The 20,982-nt window shown below is 62.0% G+C and carries 13 protein-coding genes, 1 other RNA gene and 1 pseudogene; 6 read left to right on the plus strand and 9 right to left on the minus strand.

What is annotated here, in order from left to right; all coding sequences use genetic code 11:
* Positions 1 to 257: 257 nt before the first annotated feature.
* The 3 genes from smc (at position 258) to ligA (ending at position 7,265) form a co-directional block, all read left to right on the plus strand.
* The gene (gene smc, locus DNK10_RS20190) at positions 258 to 3,746 is read left to right on the plus strand and encodes a chromosome segregation protein SMC (protein ID WP_131192789.1); all 3,489 of its coding nucleotides are present in this window, start codon (positions 258 to 260) and stop codon (positions 3,744 to 3,746) included.
* A gap of 225 nt (positions 3,747 to 3,971) precedes the next feature.
* Positions 3,972 to 4,799: a cell division protein ZipA gene (gene zipA, locus DNK10_RS20195; protein ID WP_131182533.1), complete on the plus strand. Its 828-nt coding sequence runs from the start codon at positions 3,972 to 3,974 to the stop codon at positions 4,797 to 4,799.
* A gap of 99 nt (positions 4,800 to 4,898) precedes the next feature.
* On the plus strand, positions 4,899 to 7,265 hold the full coding sequence (ligA, locus tag DNK10_RS20200; RefSeq protein ID WP_131192790.1) for an NAD-dependent DNA ligase LigA: 2,367 nt from the start codon (positions 4,899 to 4,901) through the stop codon (positions 7,263 to 7,265).
* 96 nt (positions 7,266 to 7,361) lie between these two features.
* Here ligA and DNK10_RS20205 read toward each other — a convergent pair.
* Together DNK10_RS20205 and DNK10_RS20210 are read right to left on the minus strand one after the other, a co-directional pair.
* A pseudogene (locus tag DNK10_RS20205) lies at positions 7,362 to 9,074 on the minus strand (OPT/YSL family transporter).
* A gap of 122 nt (positions 9,075 to 9,196) precedes the next feature.
* Complete coding sequence (locus DNK10_RS20210) at positions 9,197 to 9,592, minus strand: HU family DNA-binding protein (RefSeq protein WP_279635863.1); 396 nt, start codon at positions 9,590 to 9,592, stop codon at positions 9,197 to 9,199.
* Between the two features lie 282 nt (positions 9,593 to 9,874).
* On the opposite strand from DNK10_RS20210, the gene DNK10_RS20215 reads away from it, so the two are divergent.
* Positions 9,875 to 11,509: a methyl-accepting chemotaxis protein gene (locus DNK10_RS20215; RefSeq protein WP_131192792.1), complete on the plus strand. Its 1,635-nt coding sequence runs from the start codon at positions 9,875 to 9,877 to the stop codon at positions 11,507 to 11,509.
* Positions 11,510 to 11,608: 99 nt separating this feature from the next.
* Positions 11,609 to 11,705, plus strand: an RNA gene (gene ffs, locus DNK10_RS20220) — signal recognition particle sRNA small type.
* A gap of 206 nt (positions 11,706 to 11,911) precedes the next feature.
* Here the strand turns inward: ffs and DNK10_RS20225 are convergent.
* From DNK10_RS20225 to DNK10_RS20255, 7 genes are all read right to left on the minus strand, one after another.
* A complete protein-coding gene (locus tag DNK10_RS20225) occupies positions 11,912 to 13,171 on the minus strand; it encodes an OprD family porin (protein WP_131192793.1) in 1,260 nt (419 codons plus the stop codon).
* 128 nt (positions 13,172 to 13,299) lie between these two features.
* Positions 13,300 to 14,622, minus strand: coding sequence for a TRAP transporter large permease (locus DNK10_RS20230; protein ID WP_131192794.1), 1,323 nt, complete (start codon positions 14,620 to 14,622; stop codon positions 13,300 to 13,302).
* Positions 14,619 to 15,149: a TRAP transporter small permease gene (locus tag DNK10_RS20235; protein WP_131192795.1), complete on the minus strand. Its 531-nt coding sequence runs from the start codon at positions 15,147 to 15,149 to the stop codon at positions 14,619 to 14,621. The genes DNK10_RS20230 and DNK10_RS20235 overlap by 4 nt, the downstream gene beginning before the upstream one ends.
* Before the next feature lie 58 nt (positions 15,150 to 15,207).
* A complete protein-coding gene (locus DNK10_RS20240) occupies positions 15,208 to 16,266 on the minus strand; it encodes a TRAP transporter substrate-binding protein (RefSeq protein ID WP_244216292.1) in 1,059 nt (352 codons plus the stop codon).
* Between the two features lie 207 nt (positions 16,267 to 16,473).
* Positions 16,474 to 17,475: a tripartite tricarboxylate transporter substrate binding protein gene (locus DNK10_RS20245; protein WP_131192796.1), complete on the minus strand. Its 1,002-nt coding sequence runs from the start codon at positions 17,473 to 17,475 to the stop codon at positions 16,474 to 16,476.
* A 63-nt stretch (positions 17,476 to 17,538) separates the two neighbouring features.
* Positions 17,539 to 19,053, minus strand: a complete 1,515-nt coding sequence (locus tag DNK10_RS20250; protein WP_131182542.1) for a tripartite tricarboxylate transporter permease — start codon at positions 19,051 to 19,053, stop codon at positions 17,539 to 17,541.
* 12 nt (positions 19,054 to 19,065) lie between these two features.
* Positions 19,066 to 19,533: a tripartite tricarboxylate transporter TctB family protein gene (locus tag DNK10_RS20255; RefSeq protein ID WP_131192797.1), complete on the minus strand. Its 468-nt coding sequence runs from the start codon at positions 19,531 to 19,533 to the stop codon at positions 19,066 to 19,068.
* Positions 19,534 to 20,151: 618 nt separating this feature from the next.
* On the opposite strand from DNK10_RS20255, the gene DNK10_RS20260 reads away from it, so the two are divergent.
* Positions 20,152 to 20,925 carry an IclR family transcriptional regulator gene (locus tag DNK10_RS20260; RefSeq protein ID WP_131192798.1) on the plus strand — a complete coding sequence of 258 codons (774 nt, stop codon included), beginning with the start codon at positions 20,152 to 20,154 and terminating at the stop codon, positions 20,923 to 20,925.
* The last annotated feature ends 57 nt before the right edge of the window (positions 20,926 to 20,982 follow it).

Raw genomic sequence — 20,982 nt, forward strand, 5'->3', positions numbered from 1 at the left:
GCCGCGCCGGGATACACCGAAGCACTCGAGAGCCCTGAATGCGCGGTCGGGCTGGCTGTCGCCAGTGCCTGCTGTGCTACACTCGCGCGCTGTTCTGGCCGGTACGGAGTCGCGTCATGCGCCTGGCCAGAGCGCTCCGCCATCGCCGACCGCTCCACAGGACCTAGCGCCTTAAGGAAAACCATGACGCATCCTGCTGTTCAGACCCCTCACTGTGTTGACGTGTTTCCACGCGCAGCTCTGGCGAGTCTCGCAGCATGCGGCTGAAATCCATCAAGCTGGCGGGCTTCAAGTCCTTCGTCGACCCCACCACGGTGAATTTTCCGAGCAACATGGCGGCGGTGGTCGGGCCCAACGGCTGCGGCAAATCCAACATCATCGATGCCGTGCGCTGGGTGATGGGCGAGAGCTCGGCGAAGAACCTGCGCGGCGAGTCGATGACCGACGTCATCTTCAACGGCTCCAACACCCGCAAACCGGTGACCCAGGCCAGCATCGAGCTGATCTTCGACAATTCCGACAACACCCTGACCGGCGAGTACGCGGCCTTCGCGGAAATCTCCATTCGCCGCCGGGTGACCCGCGACAGCCAGAACACCTATTTCCTCAACGGCGTGAAGTGCCGCCGTCGCGACATCACCGATATCTTCCTCGGTACCGGCCTGGGGCCACGCAGCTACTCGATCATCGAGCAGGGCATGATCAGCAAGCTGATCGAAGCCAAACCCGAGGAACTGCGCAATTTCATCGAAGAAGCGGCCGGCATCTCCAAGTACAAGGAGCGCCGCCGCGAAACCGAAAGCCGCATCCGCCGCACCCAGGAAAACCTCGCGCGCCTGGCCGACCTGCGTGATGAACTGGAGCGCCAGCTCGAGCGTCTGCATCGACAGGCCCAGGCCGCCGAGAAATATCAGGAATACAAAGCCGAGGAGCGTCAGCTCAAGGCACAACTGACCGCTCTGCGCTGGCAGGCGCTGAACGAGCAGGTCGGCCAGCGCGAAGCGGTGATCGGCAACCAGGAAATCGGTTTCGAGGCGCTGGTGGCCGAGCAGCGCAATGCCGATGCCAGCATCGAGCGCCTGCGCGATGGCCACCACGAGCTGTCCGAGCGTTTCAACCTGGTGCAGGGGCGCTTCTATTCGGTGGGTGGCGATATCGCCCGTGTCGAACAGAGTATCCAGCACGGTCAGCAGCGCCTGCGCCAGTTGCAGGACGACCTGCGTGAGGCCGAACGCGCGCGCCTGGAGACCGAGTCGCACCTGGGCCATGACCGCACCTTGCTGGCGACCCTGGGCGAAGAGCTGGCCATGCTCGAACCGGAGCAGGAACTCACCGCCGCCGCTGCCGAAGAGTCCGCTGCTGCCCTGGAAGAAGCCGAAACCGGCATGCACGGCTGGCAGGAACAGTGGGACAGCTTCAACCAGCGCAGCGCCGAACCGCGTCGCCAGGCGGAAGTGCAGCAGTCGCGCCTCCAGCAGTTGGAGCTCAGCCTGGAACGCCTCGGCGAGCGCCAGCGCCGCTTGGCCGACGAACTGCAACAGTTGACCGCGAACCCGGAAGACGCCGCGATCATCGAGTTGGGCGAGCAGATCGCTGTCGGTGAACTGGATCTGGAACAACTGCAGGAGCAGGAAGCCGAACAGGCCGAGCGTCTGCAGCAGCTACGCGAAGACCTCCAGCAGGCGGGGCAGGCCCAGCAGCAGGCCCAGGGTGAACTGCAGCGTCTGAATGGCCGCCTGGCGTCGCTGGAAGCTTTGCAGCAGGCTGCGCTGGATCCCGGCAAAGGCACGGCGGAGTGGCTGCGTGAACACGGCCTGGACAAACGCCCACGCCTGGCTGAAGGCCTGCGTGTGGAAGCGGGCTGGGAGCTGGCGGTGGAAACCGTACTCGGCGCCGACCTGCAGGCCGTTCTGCAGGATGATTTCAATGGCCTGGATTTCTCCTCTCTGGATCAGGGCGAGTTGCGTCTGGTATCGACCGGCAACGATAGTGAGCGGATTGTCGGCAGCCTGCTGGACAAGATCGAATCACCGGTCGACCTGACGCCCTGGCTGGGCGGTGTGCGGCCTGTCGAGAGCCTCGATCAGGCATTGGCCGAGCGCGCGGGGCTGGCGCCTGGCGAAAGCCTGGTCAGCCGCGATGGCTACTGGGTAGGTAGGCACTTTCTGCGCGTACGCCGTGCCAGCGAGGCGCAGAGTGGCGTGCTCGCCCGCGGCCAGGAGCTGGAAAGCCTGGGCCTGGAGCGCGAGGAACGCGAGGCTGCACTGGCGCAGCTCGACGAGCGCCTGCAGGCACTGCGCGAGCGTCAGCGCCATGAAGAAGAATTGCGTGAGCAGCAGCGCCGTCAGTTGCAGGATCAGGTGCGTCGCCTCGGCGAGCTGAAAGCCCGACTGTCCGCCGGTCAAGCCAAGGCGGAGCAACTGTTGCTACGTCGCCAACGCATCGAGGCCGAGCAGCAGGAACTTGGCGAACAGCGCGAACTGGAGCACGAGCAACTCGGCGAGTCCCGCCTGCACCTGCAAGATGCGCTGGACAGCATGGCCCTCGACAACGAGCAGCGCGAAAGCCTGCTGGCCAGCCGTGACGCCTTGCGCGAGCGGCTCGATCGGATACGGCAGGACGCGCGACAGCACAAGGATCACGCCCACCAGCTAGCCGTGCGCCTGGGCTCGCTGCGCGCCCAGCACGACTCCACGCGACAGGCTCTGGAGCGTCTCGAACTGCAGTCCGAGCGCCTGCATGAAAAACGCGAGCAGCTCGATCTGAACCTGGAAGAGGGCGCTGCACCGCTGGAAGAGTTGCGCCTGAAACTCGAGGAATTGCTCGAGCGGCGTATGGGCGTCGAGGAAGAGCTGCGCCTGGCGCGGCTGGCCCTGGAAGATGCCGACCGCGAACTGCGCGATGCCGAGAAGCGTCGTACTCAGGCCGAGCAGCAAGCGCAATTGCTGCGTGGCCAACTGGAGCAGCAGCGTCTGGAGTGGCAATCGCTGAACGTGCGCCGCAAGGCCTTGCAGGATCAGTTGCAGGAAGATGGCTACGACCTGCACGGTGTGCTCGCCACGCTGCCCGAAGGGGCCAGCGAGAACGCCTGGGAGCAGACGCTTGAGCAGATGGCGGCACGGATCCAGCGCCTTGGTGCGATCAACCTGGCGGCCATCGAGGAGTACCAGCAGCAGTCCGAGCGCAAGCGCTACCTGGATGCCCAGGACGCCGACCTGGTCGAAGCGCTGGAGACCCTGGAAAACGTCATCCGCAAGATCGACCGGGAAACCCGCAACCGCTTCAAGGAAACCTTCGACCAGATCAACGGCGGTCTACAGGCGCTTTTCCCGAAAGTTTTCGGCGGCGGCAGCGCATATTTGGAACTCACCGGCGAAGATCTACTCGATACCGGGGTGACCATCATGGCGCGTCCGCCGGGCAAGAAGAACAGCACCATCCATTTGCTGTCCGGCGGCGAGAAGGCATTGACGGCGTTGGCGCTGGTGTTTTCCATCTTCCAGCTCAATCCGGCGCCGTTCTGCATGCTCGACGAGGTGGATGCGCCACTGGATGATGCCAACGTCGGACGGTACGCGCGGTTGGTCAAGGAGATGTCGGCGACCGTGCAGTTCATTTACATCACCCACAACAAGATCGCCATGGAAATGGCCGATCAACTGATGGGGGTGACCATGCACGAGCCCGGTTGTTCGCGACTGGTGGCGGTGGATGTCGAGGAAGCCTTGGCGATGGTGGACAGCTGATGCGTGGTTACACAGATTCTGTTGCGTAAAAACTGCCGGGAGCGGCGGTTTTACAGTGTTTTGCCGGTGTAAAGTTGTCTTTCGTCGTGCTAGCTTAACGCCCACTTTTGTTGCACGTGGGAAAACGCCATTCAGAACATGGAGTTGGCGCCACGTTTCAAGGTCATCGATACGGGCCAGGACGCCTTTTTTAATCAATTTTTGCTTTAGGGGTCAGGACATTTCATGGAATTCGGTCTACGCGAGTGGCTGATCATCATCGGTATCATCGTCATCGCCGGCATCCTCTTCGACGGGTGGCGGCGAATGCGCGGTGGCAAGGGCAAGCTCAAGTTCCGGCTGGATCGCAGCGTGTCGAATCTGCCGGATGACGAAGGGGATCCCGACGTGCTCAGCCCGCCACGGGTGATCGAGCGCAACCATGAGCCATCGCTGGACGAGGACGATCTGCCCTCGCTGAGCGCACGGGACGTCAACAGCCGCCGCCGCGGTGAGCCGCGCCAGGGTGACCTCGATCTGGAGACCGACGAGCCGGTGCCGACGTTGCTGACACCCGTCGAAGACGACGACAGCGGCCGTGACAGCCTGTCCGCCAAAACGGTGAGCAAGGATCAGGCGCCGGTCGACGAAGTGTTGGTGATCAACGTCATCGCCCGCGATGAGCAAGGCTTCAAGGGCCCGGCACTGCTGCAGAACATTCTGGAAAGCGGCCTGCGTTTCGGCGAGATGGATATCTTCCATCGTCACGAGAGCATGGCTGGCAACGGCGAAGTGCTGTTCTCCATGGCCAACGCACTGAAGCCCGGTACGTTCGATCTGGACGATATCGAAGGTTTCAGCACACGTGCCGTGAGCTTCTTCCTCGGCCTGCCGGGCCCGCGTCACCCCAAGCAGGCCTTCGATGTGATGGTCGCCGCGGCGCGCAAACTGGCTCACGAACTCAATGGTGAGCTGAAGGACGACCAGCGCAGCGTGCTCACCGCACAAACCATCGAACATTACCGCCAGCGCATCGTCGAATATGAACGTCGACTGTTGACGCAAAAACGCTAAACGGCAGCTGCTGGCTGCAAGCCCCAAGCTACAAGCCACGCGCTTGGCTTGGGGTTTTTCATTTCTGCGCTGCCGCCGTACCTTGTCGAGAACTACTGCATGAAAGACTCCGCCCAACGCATCCTCGAACTGCGCACCGAACTGGATGTGCACAACTACCGTTATTACGTGCTCGACGAGCCTAGCGTGCCGGACGCCGAATACGACCGTATGTTCCGCGAGCTGCAGGCACTCGAAACCGAACACCCGGAACTGGTGACGCCGGATTCACCGACCCAGCGGGTGGGCGGCGAGGCGCTCAGCGCCTTCGGTGAGGTGCGGCACGAAGTGCCCATGCTCAGCCTCGGCAATGCCTTCGAGGAAGAGGATCTGCGTGCCTTCGACCGCAGTGTGCAGAACGGTCTGGGCGTGCGGGGCGGTGATCTGTTTGGCGGTGGCGCCGAGGTCGAATACAGTTGCGAGCCCAAGCTCGACGGTCTGGCGGTAAGCCTGTTGTACCGCGATGGCAAGCTGGTGCGGGGGGCCACCCGTGGTGATGGCACCACCGGTGAGGACATCAGCGTCAACGTGCGCACCATCCGCAATGTGCCGCTCAAGTTACAGGGCAGCGGCTGGCCGGATGTGCTGGAAGTGCGCGGTGAAGTGTTCATGTCCCGCGCCGGCTTCGAGCGACTCAATGCCAGCCAGGCCGAGAGTGGCGGCAAGACCTTCGCCAACCCACGCAACGCCGCAGCAGGCAGCCTGCGCCAGCTGGACTCGAAGATCACCGCCAGCCGCCCGCTGGATTTCTGTTGCTATGGCCTCGGCCAGCACAGCGCCGAGCCGGCGACTACTCAGATCGGCATGCTCGAACGCCTGAAAACCTGGGGCATTCCCATCAGTCACGAGTTGAGACTGGCCAAGGGCATCGAAGACTGTCTGGCGTACTACCGGGATATCGGCGAACGGCGCATGGGTTTGCCTTACGACATCGACGGCGTGGTGTTCAAGGTCAACAATATCGAAGACCAGCAGCAGCTGGGCTTCCGTGCACGGACGCCGCATTGGGCCATCGCCCACAAGTTCCCCGCCATGGAAGAGCTGACCGAACTGCTCGATGTGGAATTCCAGGTCGGTCGCACCGGTGCGGTAACGCCCGTGGCGCGCCTCAAGCCGGTCAAGGTGGCGGGCGTGACGGTTTCCAACGCGACCCTGCACAACATGGACGAAGTCGCCCGGCTGGGCGTGATGATCGGCGACACCGTGATCATCCGCCGCGCGGGTGACGTGATTCCGCAGGTGATGCAGGTGGTGACCGACCGCCGTCCGGCCGATGCCCGCCCGGTAGAGGTGCCGCAGCAGTGCCCGGTGTGCGGTTCCGCCGTCGAGCGCACCCAATTGATCAAGCGCAGCAAGGGCCGCGAAACCGTCAGCGAGGGCGCGGTATATCGCTGTGTCGGCCGTCTGGCCTGCGCGGCTCAGCTCAAGCAGGCGATCATCCATTTCGTCTCGCGTCGAGCCATGGACATCGAAGGGCTGGGTGAGAAGAGTGTCGAGCAACTGGTCGATGAAGGTCTGGTCAGATCGCCAGCCGATCTCTATATCCTTGAGTTCGATAATATTGTCGGGCTCGAAGGTTTCGCTGAGGTATCCAGTCGCAAGTTGTTAAAGGCCATCACCGACAGCAAGCGTCCGCCCCTTGCGCGTTTCATCTACGCGCTCGGTATTCCTGATGTCGGTGAAGAAACGGCCAAGGTGCTGGCCCGCTCCCTGGGCTCTCTGGAGCGCGTCACCCAGGCGTTGCCCGAAGTGCTGACCTACCTGCCGGATGTCGGCCTGGAAGTCGCCCACGAGATTCACAGCTTCTTCGAGGACGAGCACAACCAGACCGTGATACAGCACCTGCTGGAGCGTGGACTGGAACTGCAGGATCAAGGCGAGTTGTCCGCCGAGTTCGCTGCCAGCACGACGCTGGGTGGGTTGCTCGACAAGCTGAACATTCCCTTCGTTGCCGTAACCGGCGCAAAGAACCTGGCCGAGCGCTTCAAGAGTCTCGAGGGTGTGATCGCCGCTGACTGGCTCGATCTCAGTGCGATGAAGGGGCTGAACGAGAAGGCCAAACAATCGGTGCGCGAGTTTTTCGCCAAGGCGGAAAACGCTGACCGTGCGCGGGCCATCGAGGCTCAGTTGCGTGACTTCGGCATGCACTGGGAGAGCGAGAAGAAAGTGGCCGAAGGCCTGCCGCTGACCGGCCAGACCTGGGTACTCACCGGCAGCCTGGAAGTGATGAGCCGCGATATCGCCAAGGGCAAGCTGGAAACCCTGGGCGCCAAGGTTGCAGGTTCGGTGTCGGCGAAAACCACCTGCGTGGTCGCAGGCCCCGGCGCCGGCTCGAAACTGGCCAAGGCCACCGAGTTGAATATTCCCGTGCTGGATGAGCAGACGTTCATCGACCGGTTGGCTGATTACGGCATCAGCACCGAGTAAGAATGAAATAGCGGTGAATCGCTTTTGTAGGCGCCCGCTTGCGGGCGATGGCCAATGGTGCGAATTGATCGCCCGCAAGCGGGCTTCTACGGACTTTCAGCCACCCGCAAACATCATCCAGAACGAAGCGCCGACACCGACGATGCTTTCTCCTGCTACCAGCCCTGCCGCTGCGGCGATGGTGAAGCGTTCGCCCAGGCTCCTCCAGCGTGACTGAATCACCCAGGCGAGCAGGGCGCCCAGGGCCATCATCAGCGAGATCGAGGCAGGAATGATAAAGGCCAGGCCGAATGCCGCCGAGCTGGGCAGCAGGCGCGCGAAGGTCGACTGCACGGGCAGGCGGGCTTCCAGCACGCCAAACACCAGGCCGCACAAGCCGCCGATCAACATGGCCCAGCGAATACTGCTGTCGATCGAGTCAAGACCATAGCCGAGTACTTCGGCGACGGCCTTCCAGGTGGCGACGGCCGGAGCGGGCCATTGCTCGGTGATCAGCATGGCCTGAGGGTCGGGAATCAGAACCTGATAGACCAGCACACCCACGATGCTGCCGATGAAGATGCCCAGGCATTGCGCGATCAGTTGGTTGTAAGGCTTGGCACCGATGGCGTGGCCAACCCGGAAGTCATTGAGCAGATCCGTGCATTGTCCGGCAGCGCCTCCGGCGGTATTGGCAGCCATCAGGTTGACGCCGATCTGCCCGGGTGCGATCAGACCGAAGGTCAGCTACGACAACTGGCCCGTGGCGCCAATCGGCGGGATGCCGGTGGCGCCGACCACCCGCGCCGCCATGCAGGCGAGTACCACGGCTAACGGCACGCTGAGCAGCGCCATCAGCGGATCGATATCGAACAACAGTACCTGCAGGATAACCACCAGCAGCGAGGCTAGTGCGAGCATGGCCAGTGGCAGTTTTGCCGGTGTCTGCCACGCACTGCCGACAGCGGTTTTCGCCAGGCGTCGGCTGGCCTGGTAGCGAACGGCCAGAGAGGTCAGCGTCGCACACACCAGCAGGGTTACGCCGGGCCACAGCAGCCACTCCACCAGCACGCCGAACTGCGGGCCGCTGGCACCTTCAGCCAGCGGTACCAGGCCGCTACTCAGCAGCCAGGGTGCCAGACCACCCCAGGCGATCAAGGCGCCGAGCAGCAGAGAGAGCCCGACGCGGATGCCGATGATGCCGCCAAAACCGATCAGCAGCGGTGAGGGATCCAGGTTGAACGTCAGCCGCTCCAGGCTCGCCGAGGGCGACCAGCGCGGTAGCGCCAGCACAAAGGTGTCAGCCCACTTGATCAAGCCGCCGAGCAAGGCGGCAGCACCCAGAACGTAGAGCCGCAGCAGTGCGTCACGGCCATGGTTGTAGACCTGCTGCATGGTCTCCAGGGTGGCGACCGCTTCGGGGAAGCGCAGACGCGTGTCCTCGACCATGCTGCGGCGCAGGTACCAGGCCACCCAGATACCCAGAAAACTCACCGAGAACACCCAGGCTACCAGTGGCAGGGTCGGCAACTGCTGTCCGGTCAGCAGGGTATAGGCCGGAATCGGTGCTACCAGACCGCCAGAGATGATCGAGGCGGCAGCCGAGGCGGTGGTTTGGTTGATATTGCTTTCGCGCATGCTCCAGGCCGTGCCCAGGCGCCAGCGCAGCAGACTTTGCCAGATGCCGTAACTGACCAGCAGGGCAATGATCGACATGTTGAACGACCAGCCGATCTTCAGGCCGGAATAGATGTTCGAAGGCGTCAGCAAGGCGCCGAGCAGCACACCTGAAAACAGTGCACGAAAGGTGAGTTCGCGGTCTGCGGGCATGGCGAACCTGTGGTAGACGGATGTCGTCGTTTGAGGCGACAGGTCGACGGGGGTTCAGTCTGATCGAGAGGGGGCGTGTTGCGAGGAGGAAGCGGGGCGCCATGTGGCGCCCCGCCGACAGATCAGTTGACCGCGTCGGTCAGGGCCTTGGCCGGTACGAATTTCACCACCTTCTTGGCCGCGATTTCGATGGCTTTACCAGTCTGCGGGTTACGGCCGGTGCGGGCAGGACGCTCGCTGACTTTCAGTTTGCCAATACCAGGAAGCGTGATCTCGCCGCCATTTTCCAGCGCCTCGGTAACGATTTCGCTGAGTTGATCAAGGGCCGAACGCACGGTGGTCTTCGGCGTGTCGATGGCTTCTGCGATGTCACCGATCAGTTGGTCTTTGGTTATGGCCATGCTGTAGCTCCTTGAAGGATATGAAGGTGTGGCATTGGTGGTGCCCGCGCAGGATTGCGCTTGGCTGGGTGGTCGTGCCAACGGCTGCCGGCAACCCAGGGCCACATTGTGACCCATTGGGCGGCGGTAAATTCCCGGCCCAGTGCTCAATTGCGGCTATCTGGCGCAGTTTCTTGCAATGCTGCGGCGTCTTTTCAGCGCTATTCTCGGGTTGGCTAACATGGTTTTCGTGCAACGGGCGAGGATTCCAGGCGCAGGGTGGCGTTTTGCCGCCGAGGTCGGCCAATCGCAGCTATGCTGCTGGAAACGATGGGCTATTGATCCGTTTGTGGTGCCTCTGTTGTTGCGGGCCTGCTGAACCTAACAAGAATCAATTGCTGCTGTGCTGGGGAGCTTCCTATGTTGCGTCTGTTCGCTGATCTTGGATTCCGTTCGAAGATTGCTCTTCCCATCGTCTTTCTGGCTCTGCTGCTGGTGCTGATGAGCGCGCTGGGCATGTGGGGGATCGCTCAGGTGGCCGACTCGACCACACGCCTGACCAACCGCTACCTGCCTGCGATAAGCCTGCTGCTCAATGCCGATCGCGATCTCTATCAGGCGCTGGTGGCCGAACGCAGTCTGTTGGATGAGGAGGCCCAGGCCCATGTCGGTGAGCTCAGGGCGATGCAGGCGGAGAACGTCAAGCAGGCTTCCGACCGGGTAAAGGCCTATGCACAGATGCAGCCGGGTGATGAGGCGTTGCGCCTGGTCGCCGAGTTCGAGCGCAGTTTCGCCACCTGGAAGGCAACCGCTGACCGGGTTCTCCAACTGGCCGCTACGGATCCGGTGGCCGCATCTCAGCTCAGCTTTGGCGATAGCGAGGTGCAATTCGATGCGATGCGCGGGGTGATCGACAAGCTGGGAGAGCTGGAAGACCAGGCGTCCAATCATCTGGGTGTCGCCGCCATCGCGCATGGCGAGCGGCTGGCCTGGCAACAGGGCACCCTGGTTGCCTGCGGTCTACTGGTCTGCCTGTTGCTGGTGATCAGCTTCCCCGGGCTCATCACCCGACCGCTGCACAAGCTGCTCAATCGTATCGAGCAGATCGCCGACGGCGACGGTGACCTGCGGGTGCGCCTCGACGTGACGTCACGCGACGAGTTGGGTCGCCTGAGCCAGGCTTTCAACCGTTTCCTCGACAAATTGCAGCCCCTGATCAAGGAGGTCGGCCGGGTCACGGGGGAGGTTGCCGATTCAGCGCAGAGCCTGGCCAGCATGGCTGCCGCCAATGACCGTCTGATCAACAGTGAGCATGCCGCGGTCGATCAGGTCAGTACCGCGGCCACCGAGATGAGTGCGGCGGTGCATGAGGTGGCGCGCAGCGCGCAGGGGGCCGCGGACGCGGTGCGCAGCGCCGAGGCGCAGTCTCGTGAGGGCGCTCAGGTGGTGGGCGCGACCATTCATTCGATCCGGCAGCTGGCGCAGGAAGTGGAAACTGCCTCGGGCACCATCCAGGCGCTCGAGCAGGAAGCGGGCAAGATCGGCGAAGTGCTATCGGTAATTCGTGGCATCGCCGAGCAGACCAACCTGCTGGCACTGAACGCAGCCATCGAGGCGGCGCGTGCCGGTGAGCAGGGCCGTGGTTTTGCGGTGGTCGCCGATGAGGTGAGGGCATTGGCTGCACGTACCCAGGAGTCGACCAAGGACATCCAGGAAATGATCCTGCGCTTGCAGGGCGGTGTGCAGAATGCCGTCAAGGCCACTCATTCCGGTAGCCAGCGTGCGCGTGACAGTGTGGAACAGGCGGCGGGGGTCGATCAGGCCCTGAGTGACACCAGCGAGTCGCTGCTGCGCATCAACGACATGGCCGCGCAGATCGCCACTGCCTGTGAGGAACAGAGCAGCGTCACCGAGGAAATCGCCCGTAACATCAGCGATATCCGCGAATTGTCCAACGAGGCGGCGCATACCTCACAACAAAGTACCGTGGCTAGCCAGCGCCTGTCCGAGCTGTCCAGTGGCCTCGCGCAACTGGTTGGACGTTTCCGCGTATAGGCCTGAGAAAACGCTAAGTGCTTGAAGCAGTTGTAAGTTCAGCGCAAGCCGGTACAATGGCGCCGGCTCACTGCAAGGTGAGCTGCGTTATGGTGGCCCTGCCGGTCCCCCCGCAACGATTACCCGTGAACCTGGTCAGATCCGGAAGGAAGCAGCCACAGCGGGAACATTGTGTGCCGGGGTGTGGCTGGTAGGGTTGCCTCCATACTTCAAGACCTGTTCTGGTCGTCTTCCTTCCTTCTATTTCTTCTCCGTGCCTGGCTTGACTGCTGCGGCAGTGTTTTCGTGCGCCTGTTGCTTTCGCAAGCAGCTTTCCGGGTGCCTTGCGTATGCATAAAAAAGCCCGCCATGAGGACGGGCCAAATATGCCATGACACTGGAGTAAAGCGATGCGATGTACGTTTACAGGATCGACAGCGGGTAGTTGAAGATCAGGCGGTTCTCGTGCAGATCCTGGCCCACGTCGCGACGCACGTCGGAGTTGCGCCAGCGGATGCTGAGGCTCTTCAGCGTGCCTTCCTGGATGGTGTAGGCCAGTTCGGATTCGCGGCCCCACTCCTCGGCGTCAGTACGGCCACCGGCATGGATTTTGTCGCCACTGACGTAGCGGTTCATCAGGGTCAGGCCCGGGATGCCGAGGCCGGCGAAGTTGTAATCATGACGAACCTGCCAGGAACGCTCGTTGATCGCGTCATAGCTGTTGGTGAAACCGTCGTTGACCAGGGTGCCACCGCTGGCACCGTCGATGCGCAGGAACTTGGTGTCGCCGCTCAGCTTCTGGTAGGCCACCATGAAGGTGTTGTTGTCCTTCTTGGCGGTGAAAGCACCCTGGTAGACCTTGTTGTCCAGGTTGCCGGCCTTGGCCGCGCCTTCTTCCTTGCCGTTGAGGTAGCCGAGATTGGCGCCCAGTACCCAATTACCGACCGGTTGGCTGTGGGTCAGTTGCACGTAGCTCTGTTTGTAGACGTCTTCCAGACGGGCATGCCACACACCGACCATGGTGTTGTTGCCGTTGAAGCGGTACTCACCGCCAGCGAAGTTGAAATCGTCACCCTCGATACCATTGAACGACATGTCTTCGCGGCTGGCATCGTGGCGCTGGCTGTTCTTCCAGAACTGGCCGCCGTACAGGGTCAGGCCGTCGATCTCGTTGGAGGTCAGTTGCGCGCCCTGGAAGGTCTGCGGCAGCGAGCGGCCATCGTCGGCGCGGAGGATCGGCAGCACGGCGAACCACTCACCGACCTTCAGCTCGGTCTTCGACAGCTTGGCCTTGGCGGCGACGGCAGTGCGGCCGAAGTCGTCGGCAGCCTGGCCATCGCCGTGGATCGGCAGCAGCTGGGTGTTGGCGGCGCCGCGGTTGCCGTCCAGCTTCACGCTGTACATGCCCAGCACGTCGAGGCCGAAGCCGACGGTGCCCGCGGTGAAGCCGGAGCGGGCGTCGAGGATGATGCTCTGTGTCCAGCCTTCGGCCTGGCCCTGACGTTCACCGTTGACTAGCGGGTCGGTGCCGTTGAGGTAGTTGCGGTTGAAGTAGTAGTTGCGCAGGTTCAGCGAGACCTTGGCGTCTTCGACGAAGCCTTCGGCCTGGGCGCCGACGGACAGGCTGGAGGCCATGACGGCAACGGCGATTGCGCTGGGCGCGAGGTACAGGGACTTTCTCATTGTTGTTGTTTCCTTTCTCAAGGTTGAAAGCTCCCCTGGGCAGTGGCGGATAGGCTTTTGCGTCGGGGAGAGTGGTGGCAGTTATTCGGGGTTTGGCGGCATCCGCCTGGTTGTATCGCTAGTCCTCGTCAGGTCAGCCAGCGCACCAGGCACAGGGTTATCGATGGGAATAGCACCAGAATCACCACGCGCACGATGTCCGAGATCAGGAACGGCACGATGCCCATGAAGGCGTCGCGCATGGGGATGTCGCGGGCCATGCTGGCGATCACGTAGACGTTCATGCCGACCGGGGGGGTGATCATGCCGATCTCCACCACCATCAGCGCCAGAATGCCGAACCATATGGCCTTTTCCGTATCGTCGAGGCCATAGAAATCCAGACCCATGATGATCGGGAAGAAGATCGGGATGGTCAGCAGGATCATCGACATGGTGTCCATCACGCAGCCGAGGATCAGGTACAGGATGAGAATGCCGGCCAGCACCAGGAACGGCGGCAGCCCAGCCTCGCTGATGGCGGAAGCAATAGCGTTCGGTAGCTGCGAGATGGCCAGAAAAGCGTTCATGATGTCGGCACCGAGCAAGATCATGAAGATCATCGCCGTGGTGATCGCTGTACCCAGCAGTACTTCCTTGAATTCGGCGAGTCGCATTTTTCCGAGGGTGAAGGCGAAAAAACCGGTGCCCACAGTGCCGATGGCAGCTGCCTCGGTGGGGGTGAACCAGCCACCGTAGATGCCACCGAGCACCACCAGGAAGATCATCAGCACTGGCCGCACGCCCTTCTGCGCTACCAGCCGCTGCTTCCAGCCGACCCGTTCTTGCGCCGGCCCCGACTCGGGGAACAATCGCACGTAGATGGCAATGGTGATCATGTAGCCGATGACGGCGAGGATGCCGGGCACGAAGGCTGCCATGAACAGTGTGGAGATGTTCTGCTGGGCGAGGATGGCGTAGATCACCAGCACCACCGAGGGCGGAATCAGGATGCCCAGGGTGCCGCCGGCAGCCAGGCAGCCAACGGCCAGCGAGTTGGAGTACTTGTAGCGCCGCAGCTCCGGCAGGGCCACCTGGCCCATGGTGGCGGCAGTGGCGATGGACGAGCCGCATACTGCGCCGAACGCCGCACAGGAGCCGATGGCGGAAATCGCCAGACCGCCCCGCCAGTGTCCGACCATGGTGGCCGCCGCGCGGAACAGGCCCGTGGCCAGGCCACCACGGGAGGCGAACTGGCCCATCAACAGAAACAGCGGAATCACCGACAGGTCGTAGACGGTGTAGCGCGCATAAGCGACTGTCTTCAGGTAATTGAGTAATGGATCCCAGCCGCCGATCGATACATAGCCGGCGATGCCCGTGAGCATCATGGCGATGGCGATCGGAATGCGAATGGCCAGCAGGATCAGCAGAAAAAACAGAAAAATCCCACCCAGTGCGACACTGCTCATGACTGATCTCCAGCGCCGTGGAAATCCAGCCAGGCGGTATACAGCGAAACGATGGCGAGTAGGATGAATGCGGGTGCGAATGGGGTCATCGACCACCACATGGGCAGTCCCATGATGATCGACTCTTCACCGTTGCTGTATGTGTCGAACGTGCCGATCAGCGAGCGCCAGGCCAGCAGGGCGGCGCAGGCTGCCATCAGCAGACAGCCCAACGTATCGAGGTAGCGGCGTACGGCTAGCGAGGCTTTCAAGGTGAAGGCGTCGACTATGACATTGCCACGACGCAACTGGCACAGCGGCAGGAAACTGACCACGGCAATGCCGCAGCCCATCTGCACCAGTTCCACATCGCCCAGTAGAGGGGCGTCGAACAGGCTGCGCATGGTGATGCTGTAGGCCGACAGCAGGGTGATGGAAACCAGTACCAGGCCGCCGGCCAGTGCCAGCCAGCACGCCAGTGCGTCGAGCAGGCGACCGAACGGCCGGGTACGGTGGGCTTGCCCTGGCGGAACAGGGATCTCGATCATGCTGGAACTCCGTGAGAGCCGGCCTTTGCGGCCGGCCGTAGCAACGAGGGTTTCGCGCTTAACGTGTCAGTTGGCCGTTGTAGGTCTCGACCAGTTGACGAACTTCTTGCAGCAGCGCCGCGCCGTTTTCGTTGCCTTTACCCTCGACTTCCTTGATCCAGTCCTTGTCCAGCTTGCTGCCGATCTCGACCCATTTGGCCTGCTCCTCGGCTGGCAATACATAGATTTCATTGCCGCGCGATTCGGCCAGCTTGTGGCCGGTCTCGACCACATTGGTGTCCCAGATATGGCCGGCCTGGCGCGACAGTTCACGGCCGCTGTTGTTGTCGATGATCTGGCGCAGGTCATCGGGCAGGCTGGCATACTTGGCCGGGTTCATCGCCAGGACGAGGGCGGTGTGCATCAGCGCCGGCTGGCCGGGCGCCATCTCGGTGTGGTACTTGACCAGCTCGTGCAGCTTCAGCGCCGGCACCACGTCCCAGGGCAGTACCGCGCCATCGACCACGCCCTTGGACAGCGACTCCGGCACTTGCGGTACCGGCATGGCCACCGGAGTGGCACCGAGCATGGAGATCAGCTTGGTGGATACGCGGTTGGCCGAGCGCAGCTTCAAGCCGCGGAAATCGGCGAGGGTGCGGATCGGTTTCTTCGCCGTATGCAGCAGCGCGCCATCGGTCAGGTGGGTAGCCAGCAGGTGCACACCTGCGAACTCCTTCTGCCCGTGAGCCTGGAGGAAATCCCACATGGCCTGGCTGCTGGCTTCGGAAGAGCGGCTCATGAACGGCAACTCGAAGGCCGAGGCCAGCGGGAAGCGGCCGCTGGTATAGCCGGGCAGCGTCCAGACGATATCAGCGACGCCGTCTCGAGCCTGGTCTATCAGTTGTGGGGGCGTGCCGCCCAGTTGCATGGAAGGGTAGAACTGGAACTGGATGCGGCCGTTGGATTCAGCGGTCACCCGTTCTGCCCAGGGCTTCAGAAAATCAGCCTGGGTCACCGAGTGTGCGGGGAGAAAGTGATGAATCTTGAGAGTGACGACTGATTCTTCGGTCTGGGCCTGCGCATTGAACGCGCAAGCAACACCGACTGCCAGGAAAGCCTTGAGAAGCTTCGACATCATCGCAGTGTTCCTTTCTTATTTTGATTGTTAGCGGCGGTTCCCTGTTGGATGACCGCATGCTTCGATTCGACGCTCGGCAATGGTGCGGCTCGGTGTAGCGCGATTCAATTCGATCAAAGGCTTAATGTTCGATAAACGCACAGATGTTTGCTGGTAACGCATGTGGTCATGAACCGGCGGGCGTATCGGCCCGCCGGTCGTTCTACCTTAGGGTTGCTCGATACCGACGCTATCCGGCGAGATTTCGATGGCCTTGGCCTTGTACATCGACCAGGCGGTAACCGACTGCCAGCGCTTGAGGAACTCCTCGGCTTGGGCGCCGTTGAGGTTCAGGCTCTGTGCGCCGTAGTTTTTCAGAAAGCCCTGAAACTCTTCATTGGCCACGGCTTTGCCATAGGCATCGACCAGCTTCTGCTTGATGTCATCCGGGGTGTCCTTGTGCACGAATGCGCCCCAGAACGGGCCCCATGGCAGGTACTCGGCGATTTCCGGCAGGGCCTTGGTGATAGGCTCGACACCAGGCAGTTCCGGCACCTCTTCGGCGGCCAGAACGGCCAGGGCCTTGAGTTTGCCGGAGCGCACCAGCTCTTGCGCTGCAGCCAGGCTCAGCGGCATGAAATCGATGTGCTTGCCCATCAGCGCGGTGATGCCGGGGCCGTCGCCACCGAAGGTCACTTCGCGCACCTTCAGCTCGCCCACGGCGTTGACCATGGCGTGGACGGTGCTCGGCAGGCCGCCGGCGCCGGTGGAACCCATGCGCAGGGTGTCCGGCTTTTCCTTCGCAGCGGCCAGCAGGTCGGCCATGGAGTTGAAGGGGCTATCGGCGTTGGCGGCGATCACCACGACGTTCTGGCCGATGATGTTGACCGGATAGAAGTCGCTGTAGTCGAACTTGGCCAGGCCCAGTACCGGGTACAGCTGCGGGTTCTCGGCGCCCAGCAGCAGGGTGTAGCCGGTGGGTTTCTGCTGCAGCACGTAGCTGCTGCCGATCACCGCGGTGCCGCCAGGACGGTTGTTGAGGATCAGCTTGGTGCCCAGCTCTTTCTCTACATAGGGGGCCAGGCTGCGCATCACGTTATCGGTGGCGCCGCCAGCGCCCCAGGGAATGACCGCCTGAATGCTGCGCTCCGGGTACTCGGCGTGGGCGGGCAGGGCGAGCGTCAGGGCACTGAGGGAAAATGCGACGCCGGTAAATAATTGCTTGAGCATGTTGGAGACTCTCCATTGGTTGTTTTTATATATCCGTTTCCGGAGCATGCGTGACGCGGTGTATCAAGGTTGAGCGGAGGCGGCCTTGCGCTTGCGCTTGAGCCAGCCGAACAGCGGTGTATTACTCAGTAGTACCAGCACCAGGGCGCTGGTGAGAATCAGTGACAGCGGGCTGCTGACCATTTCGCCGAGCAGTTCGACGGGGTTGTCGCCGACCGAAGCCATGGCCTGGCGGTAAGAGCTGTCCATCAGCGGGCCGAGGATGACGCCGAGGATGATCGGCCCCATCTGGAAACCGAAGGCCTTGAGGAAATAGCCGAGCAGGCCGAAGCCGAGCATCCAGTACACCTCGGTCATGCTGCTGTTCAGCGAGTAGGAACCAACGGTGCAGAGCACCAGAATCAGCGGAATCAGCACGGCCTTGGGCAGTTCCACGACTTTGGCGAACAGCTTGATGCCCATCAGGCCGAAGATCAGCAGGAAGATGTTGGCCAGCGCCAGGTTGCCGACGGTGAACCAGAAGATGTGCGGGTTTTCCACCATCAGCATCGGGCCGGGGTTGAGACCGTGAATGACCAGTGCGCCGATGATCACCGCGGTGACCGCATCGCCCGGCATGCCCAGCGTCAGCATCGGCACGTAGGCACTGCCTACCGCGGCACTGTTGGCTGTTTCCGGTGCTACCAGGCCCTCATAGGCGCCTTCGCCGAAGGGACGGGTCGGGTTTTTCACCGTGCGCTTGGCGTGGTCATAGGCCAGCAGGGCGGCGATTTCGCCACCGACGCCCGGCAGTACGCCGACCAGTACACCGATGATCGAGGTACGCAGCGATAGCGGCAGGAACTTGATCACCATCGCCAGGGACGGAATGATCTTGTCGACCTTCTGTTTCACTACCGCCGTATTGAGGTTGTGCAACTGGAACAAGGCCTCGGCCACGCCGAACAGACCGATCATCACTACTACATAGTGGATACCGCCCATCAGCTCCATCTGACCCATGGTGAAGCGCCCTTCGGCGGTGACGGGATCCATGCCAACCATGCCGATGATTGCGCCCAGGGCAACCGCGAAAATGCCTTTGGCCAGGCTGCCGTCGGCCAGACTGCCAACCAGCATCAGGCCGATGGCGGCGATCAGGAAGTAGTCGCGCGGGGCGAATTTCAGCGCCAGGTCGCCAAGGATGGGTGCCGCGCAGGCCAGTACCACAGTGCCGACGAGGCCGCCGATCACCGACATCACCGTGCTCAGACCGATGGCGCGTCCGGCCTCACCGAGTTTGGCCAGCGGGTAACCATCGAACGACGTGGCCACCGACGATGGGCCGCCGGGAATGTTCAGCAGAATGGCGCTGCGTGCTCCGCCATAAACCCCGCCGATGAAGATACCGACGATCAGCGCCAGTGCCTGATTGACCTCCCAGGAAAAGGTGAAGGACACCAGGATCGAAACCGCCATGGTTACCGACAGCCCGGGAATCGCGCCGATGTAGATACCGGCGAAGGTACCGAGCGCCGTCAGCATCAACAGGTTCGGATCCATCCAGGCCAACAGCAGGTAAGAAAAGGTATCGCTCATGGGAGTCTCGTCTCAGGGCAGGTAGACGCTGAACGCCAGGGTGAACAGAAGGTAGATGGCCAACACCGAGATGCTGGTGGCGAACAGTGCCGAGAGCACCTTGCCGCGCCGCAGGTAGACGATGGAGAGCATCAGGAATACGAAGGTGCTGATGTAGAAGCTCGCCCACTGGATCGCAGCCAGATAGGCCACCGCAAACAGGGTGAAGACGACGATGTGGCGTGGGAAGTGTTCGTGATTGAAGCGTTTCACTGAAGCCAGCCAGCCTTCGCCGTGGGTGGGTTTGCCGCGCAGCTCGACGAGTATGCGCAATGCAGCGATCAGCAGGACTGTGCTGGCGCCGAGTGGGAAGGCGCCCGGCGAGCTGATCGAGGAGAACCCGGAAATCAGGTAGGCCTGATAGAGCACGGCGATACTGAAAATCACCAGCAGTACACAGAAGGTGCGCTCACCCACCGGTACTTTTTTCGATGTAGTCATAGGTCACTCCAGAAGCAGTTCATGCTGCCCACGTTTGGGGGACGTACCTTGATCAGGTACGGGTGTCGGCATGGCTTGGCTGCCGTTCAGGCGCTGCCTGCCAGGGTGTAACAGGCATGAGCAGGCTGATAGCGGCGGGAGAGAGCGATGACCAATCTTCGCAATGCGAGTTGGCCAGCGTGCGGATGGCCCGGAGGGTTATCTGCTGTGCACGGGCAAACACAGTGTTGAGCTGTGACATGGAGGGCGACCTTTTTATATTTATAGGTTCAGCATTTGCGTTTTTTCTGGGGTTGCCGGCTTGAGCGCGGAAACCTCACTGACGTGGATCGAATACTGTGCGGTGATCCTGTTTATTTCAATTGGCCAAAGGTGTTCTCGTTCGGTAACCGAACAAGAACGAACCAGTTAGTACAAAGATGGCTTCGCGATTATGGCGCGTCTTGCGTGGTGCAGTCACCCCCTGAACCTGTCGATGGTGCCTAGGGTCTGTACCCGTTTCATCGCGGCCGTGTGGAACGGGAACAGACCCTCGCCGCTCTGGTCTGGAAATCAGGACGGTTCCGTATGCGCAGGAATGTCTTTTAGAATCGCGCAAATTTATCGAGGGACTGCTTCATGGCCGGTAGCCAGATAGAAAGGGCATTGAACCTGCTGGAAAGTCTGGCGGGCGCTGGCGACGTGCCGATGCAGGTGTTGGCTGAGCAACTGCAGATTCCCAAGAGCGCCACTCACCGCATGCTGGCCGAATTGATTCGCCTGGGGTACGTGCGCCAGGATGCGCAGACCAGCCGCTATCGGTTGTCGACCAAGCTGGTCGCCCTGGGGTTTCGCTATCTGGTCAGCAGCGGCGCGGATATCGTGCAGCCGATCCTCGACCGGCTTGCGCGGGAAAGTGGCGAGCTGGTGCGCCTGGGCGTGATCGAGGGCGAGCGGCAGACCTGGATCGCCAAATCCCAGGGCGCTCGCTCTGGCCTGCGCTACGACCCGGACATGGGCCGTGATGCGCCGTTGCGCTATACCGCTTCCGGCCATGCCTGGCTGGCCAGCCTGACGGACGCCGAAGCGTTGGCACTGGTGGCGCGGCAGCAGATTGCCGAAGACAGCGAGTTTGGCCCCAACGCGCCTCACGATGATGAGCAGTTGCTGGGTTACCTGCGTCAGGCTCGCGCACGCGGCTATGCATCTGTAGTGGAAACATCGTCCGTCGGCACCTGTGCGTTGGCTGTGGTGATCACTCATCCCCAGCATGGCGGCACCATTGGTGTGCTCAGCATCGCCGGCCCGAGTGCGCGCATGCCGGTCGAGCGAATGGAGGAGTTGGCGCCGCTGTTGATCGAAGTTGCCGGTGAGCTTTCTGCAGCCAGCCAGGCGTCAGAGTTGTTCGTTTGAGTTTCGGCGATAACGTTCGATTAACGCCCTGTTAGCAAGGCTATCGTTGATTAATTG

The organism is Phytopseudomonas daroniae (genome assembly GCF_004327275.1).
GTDB classification, from domain to species: Bacteria; Pseudomonadota; Gammaproteobacteria; order Pseudomonadales; family Pseudomonadaceae; genus Aquipseudomonas; species Aquipseudomonas daroniae.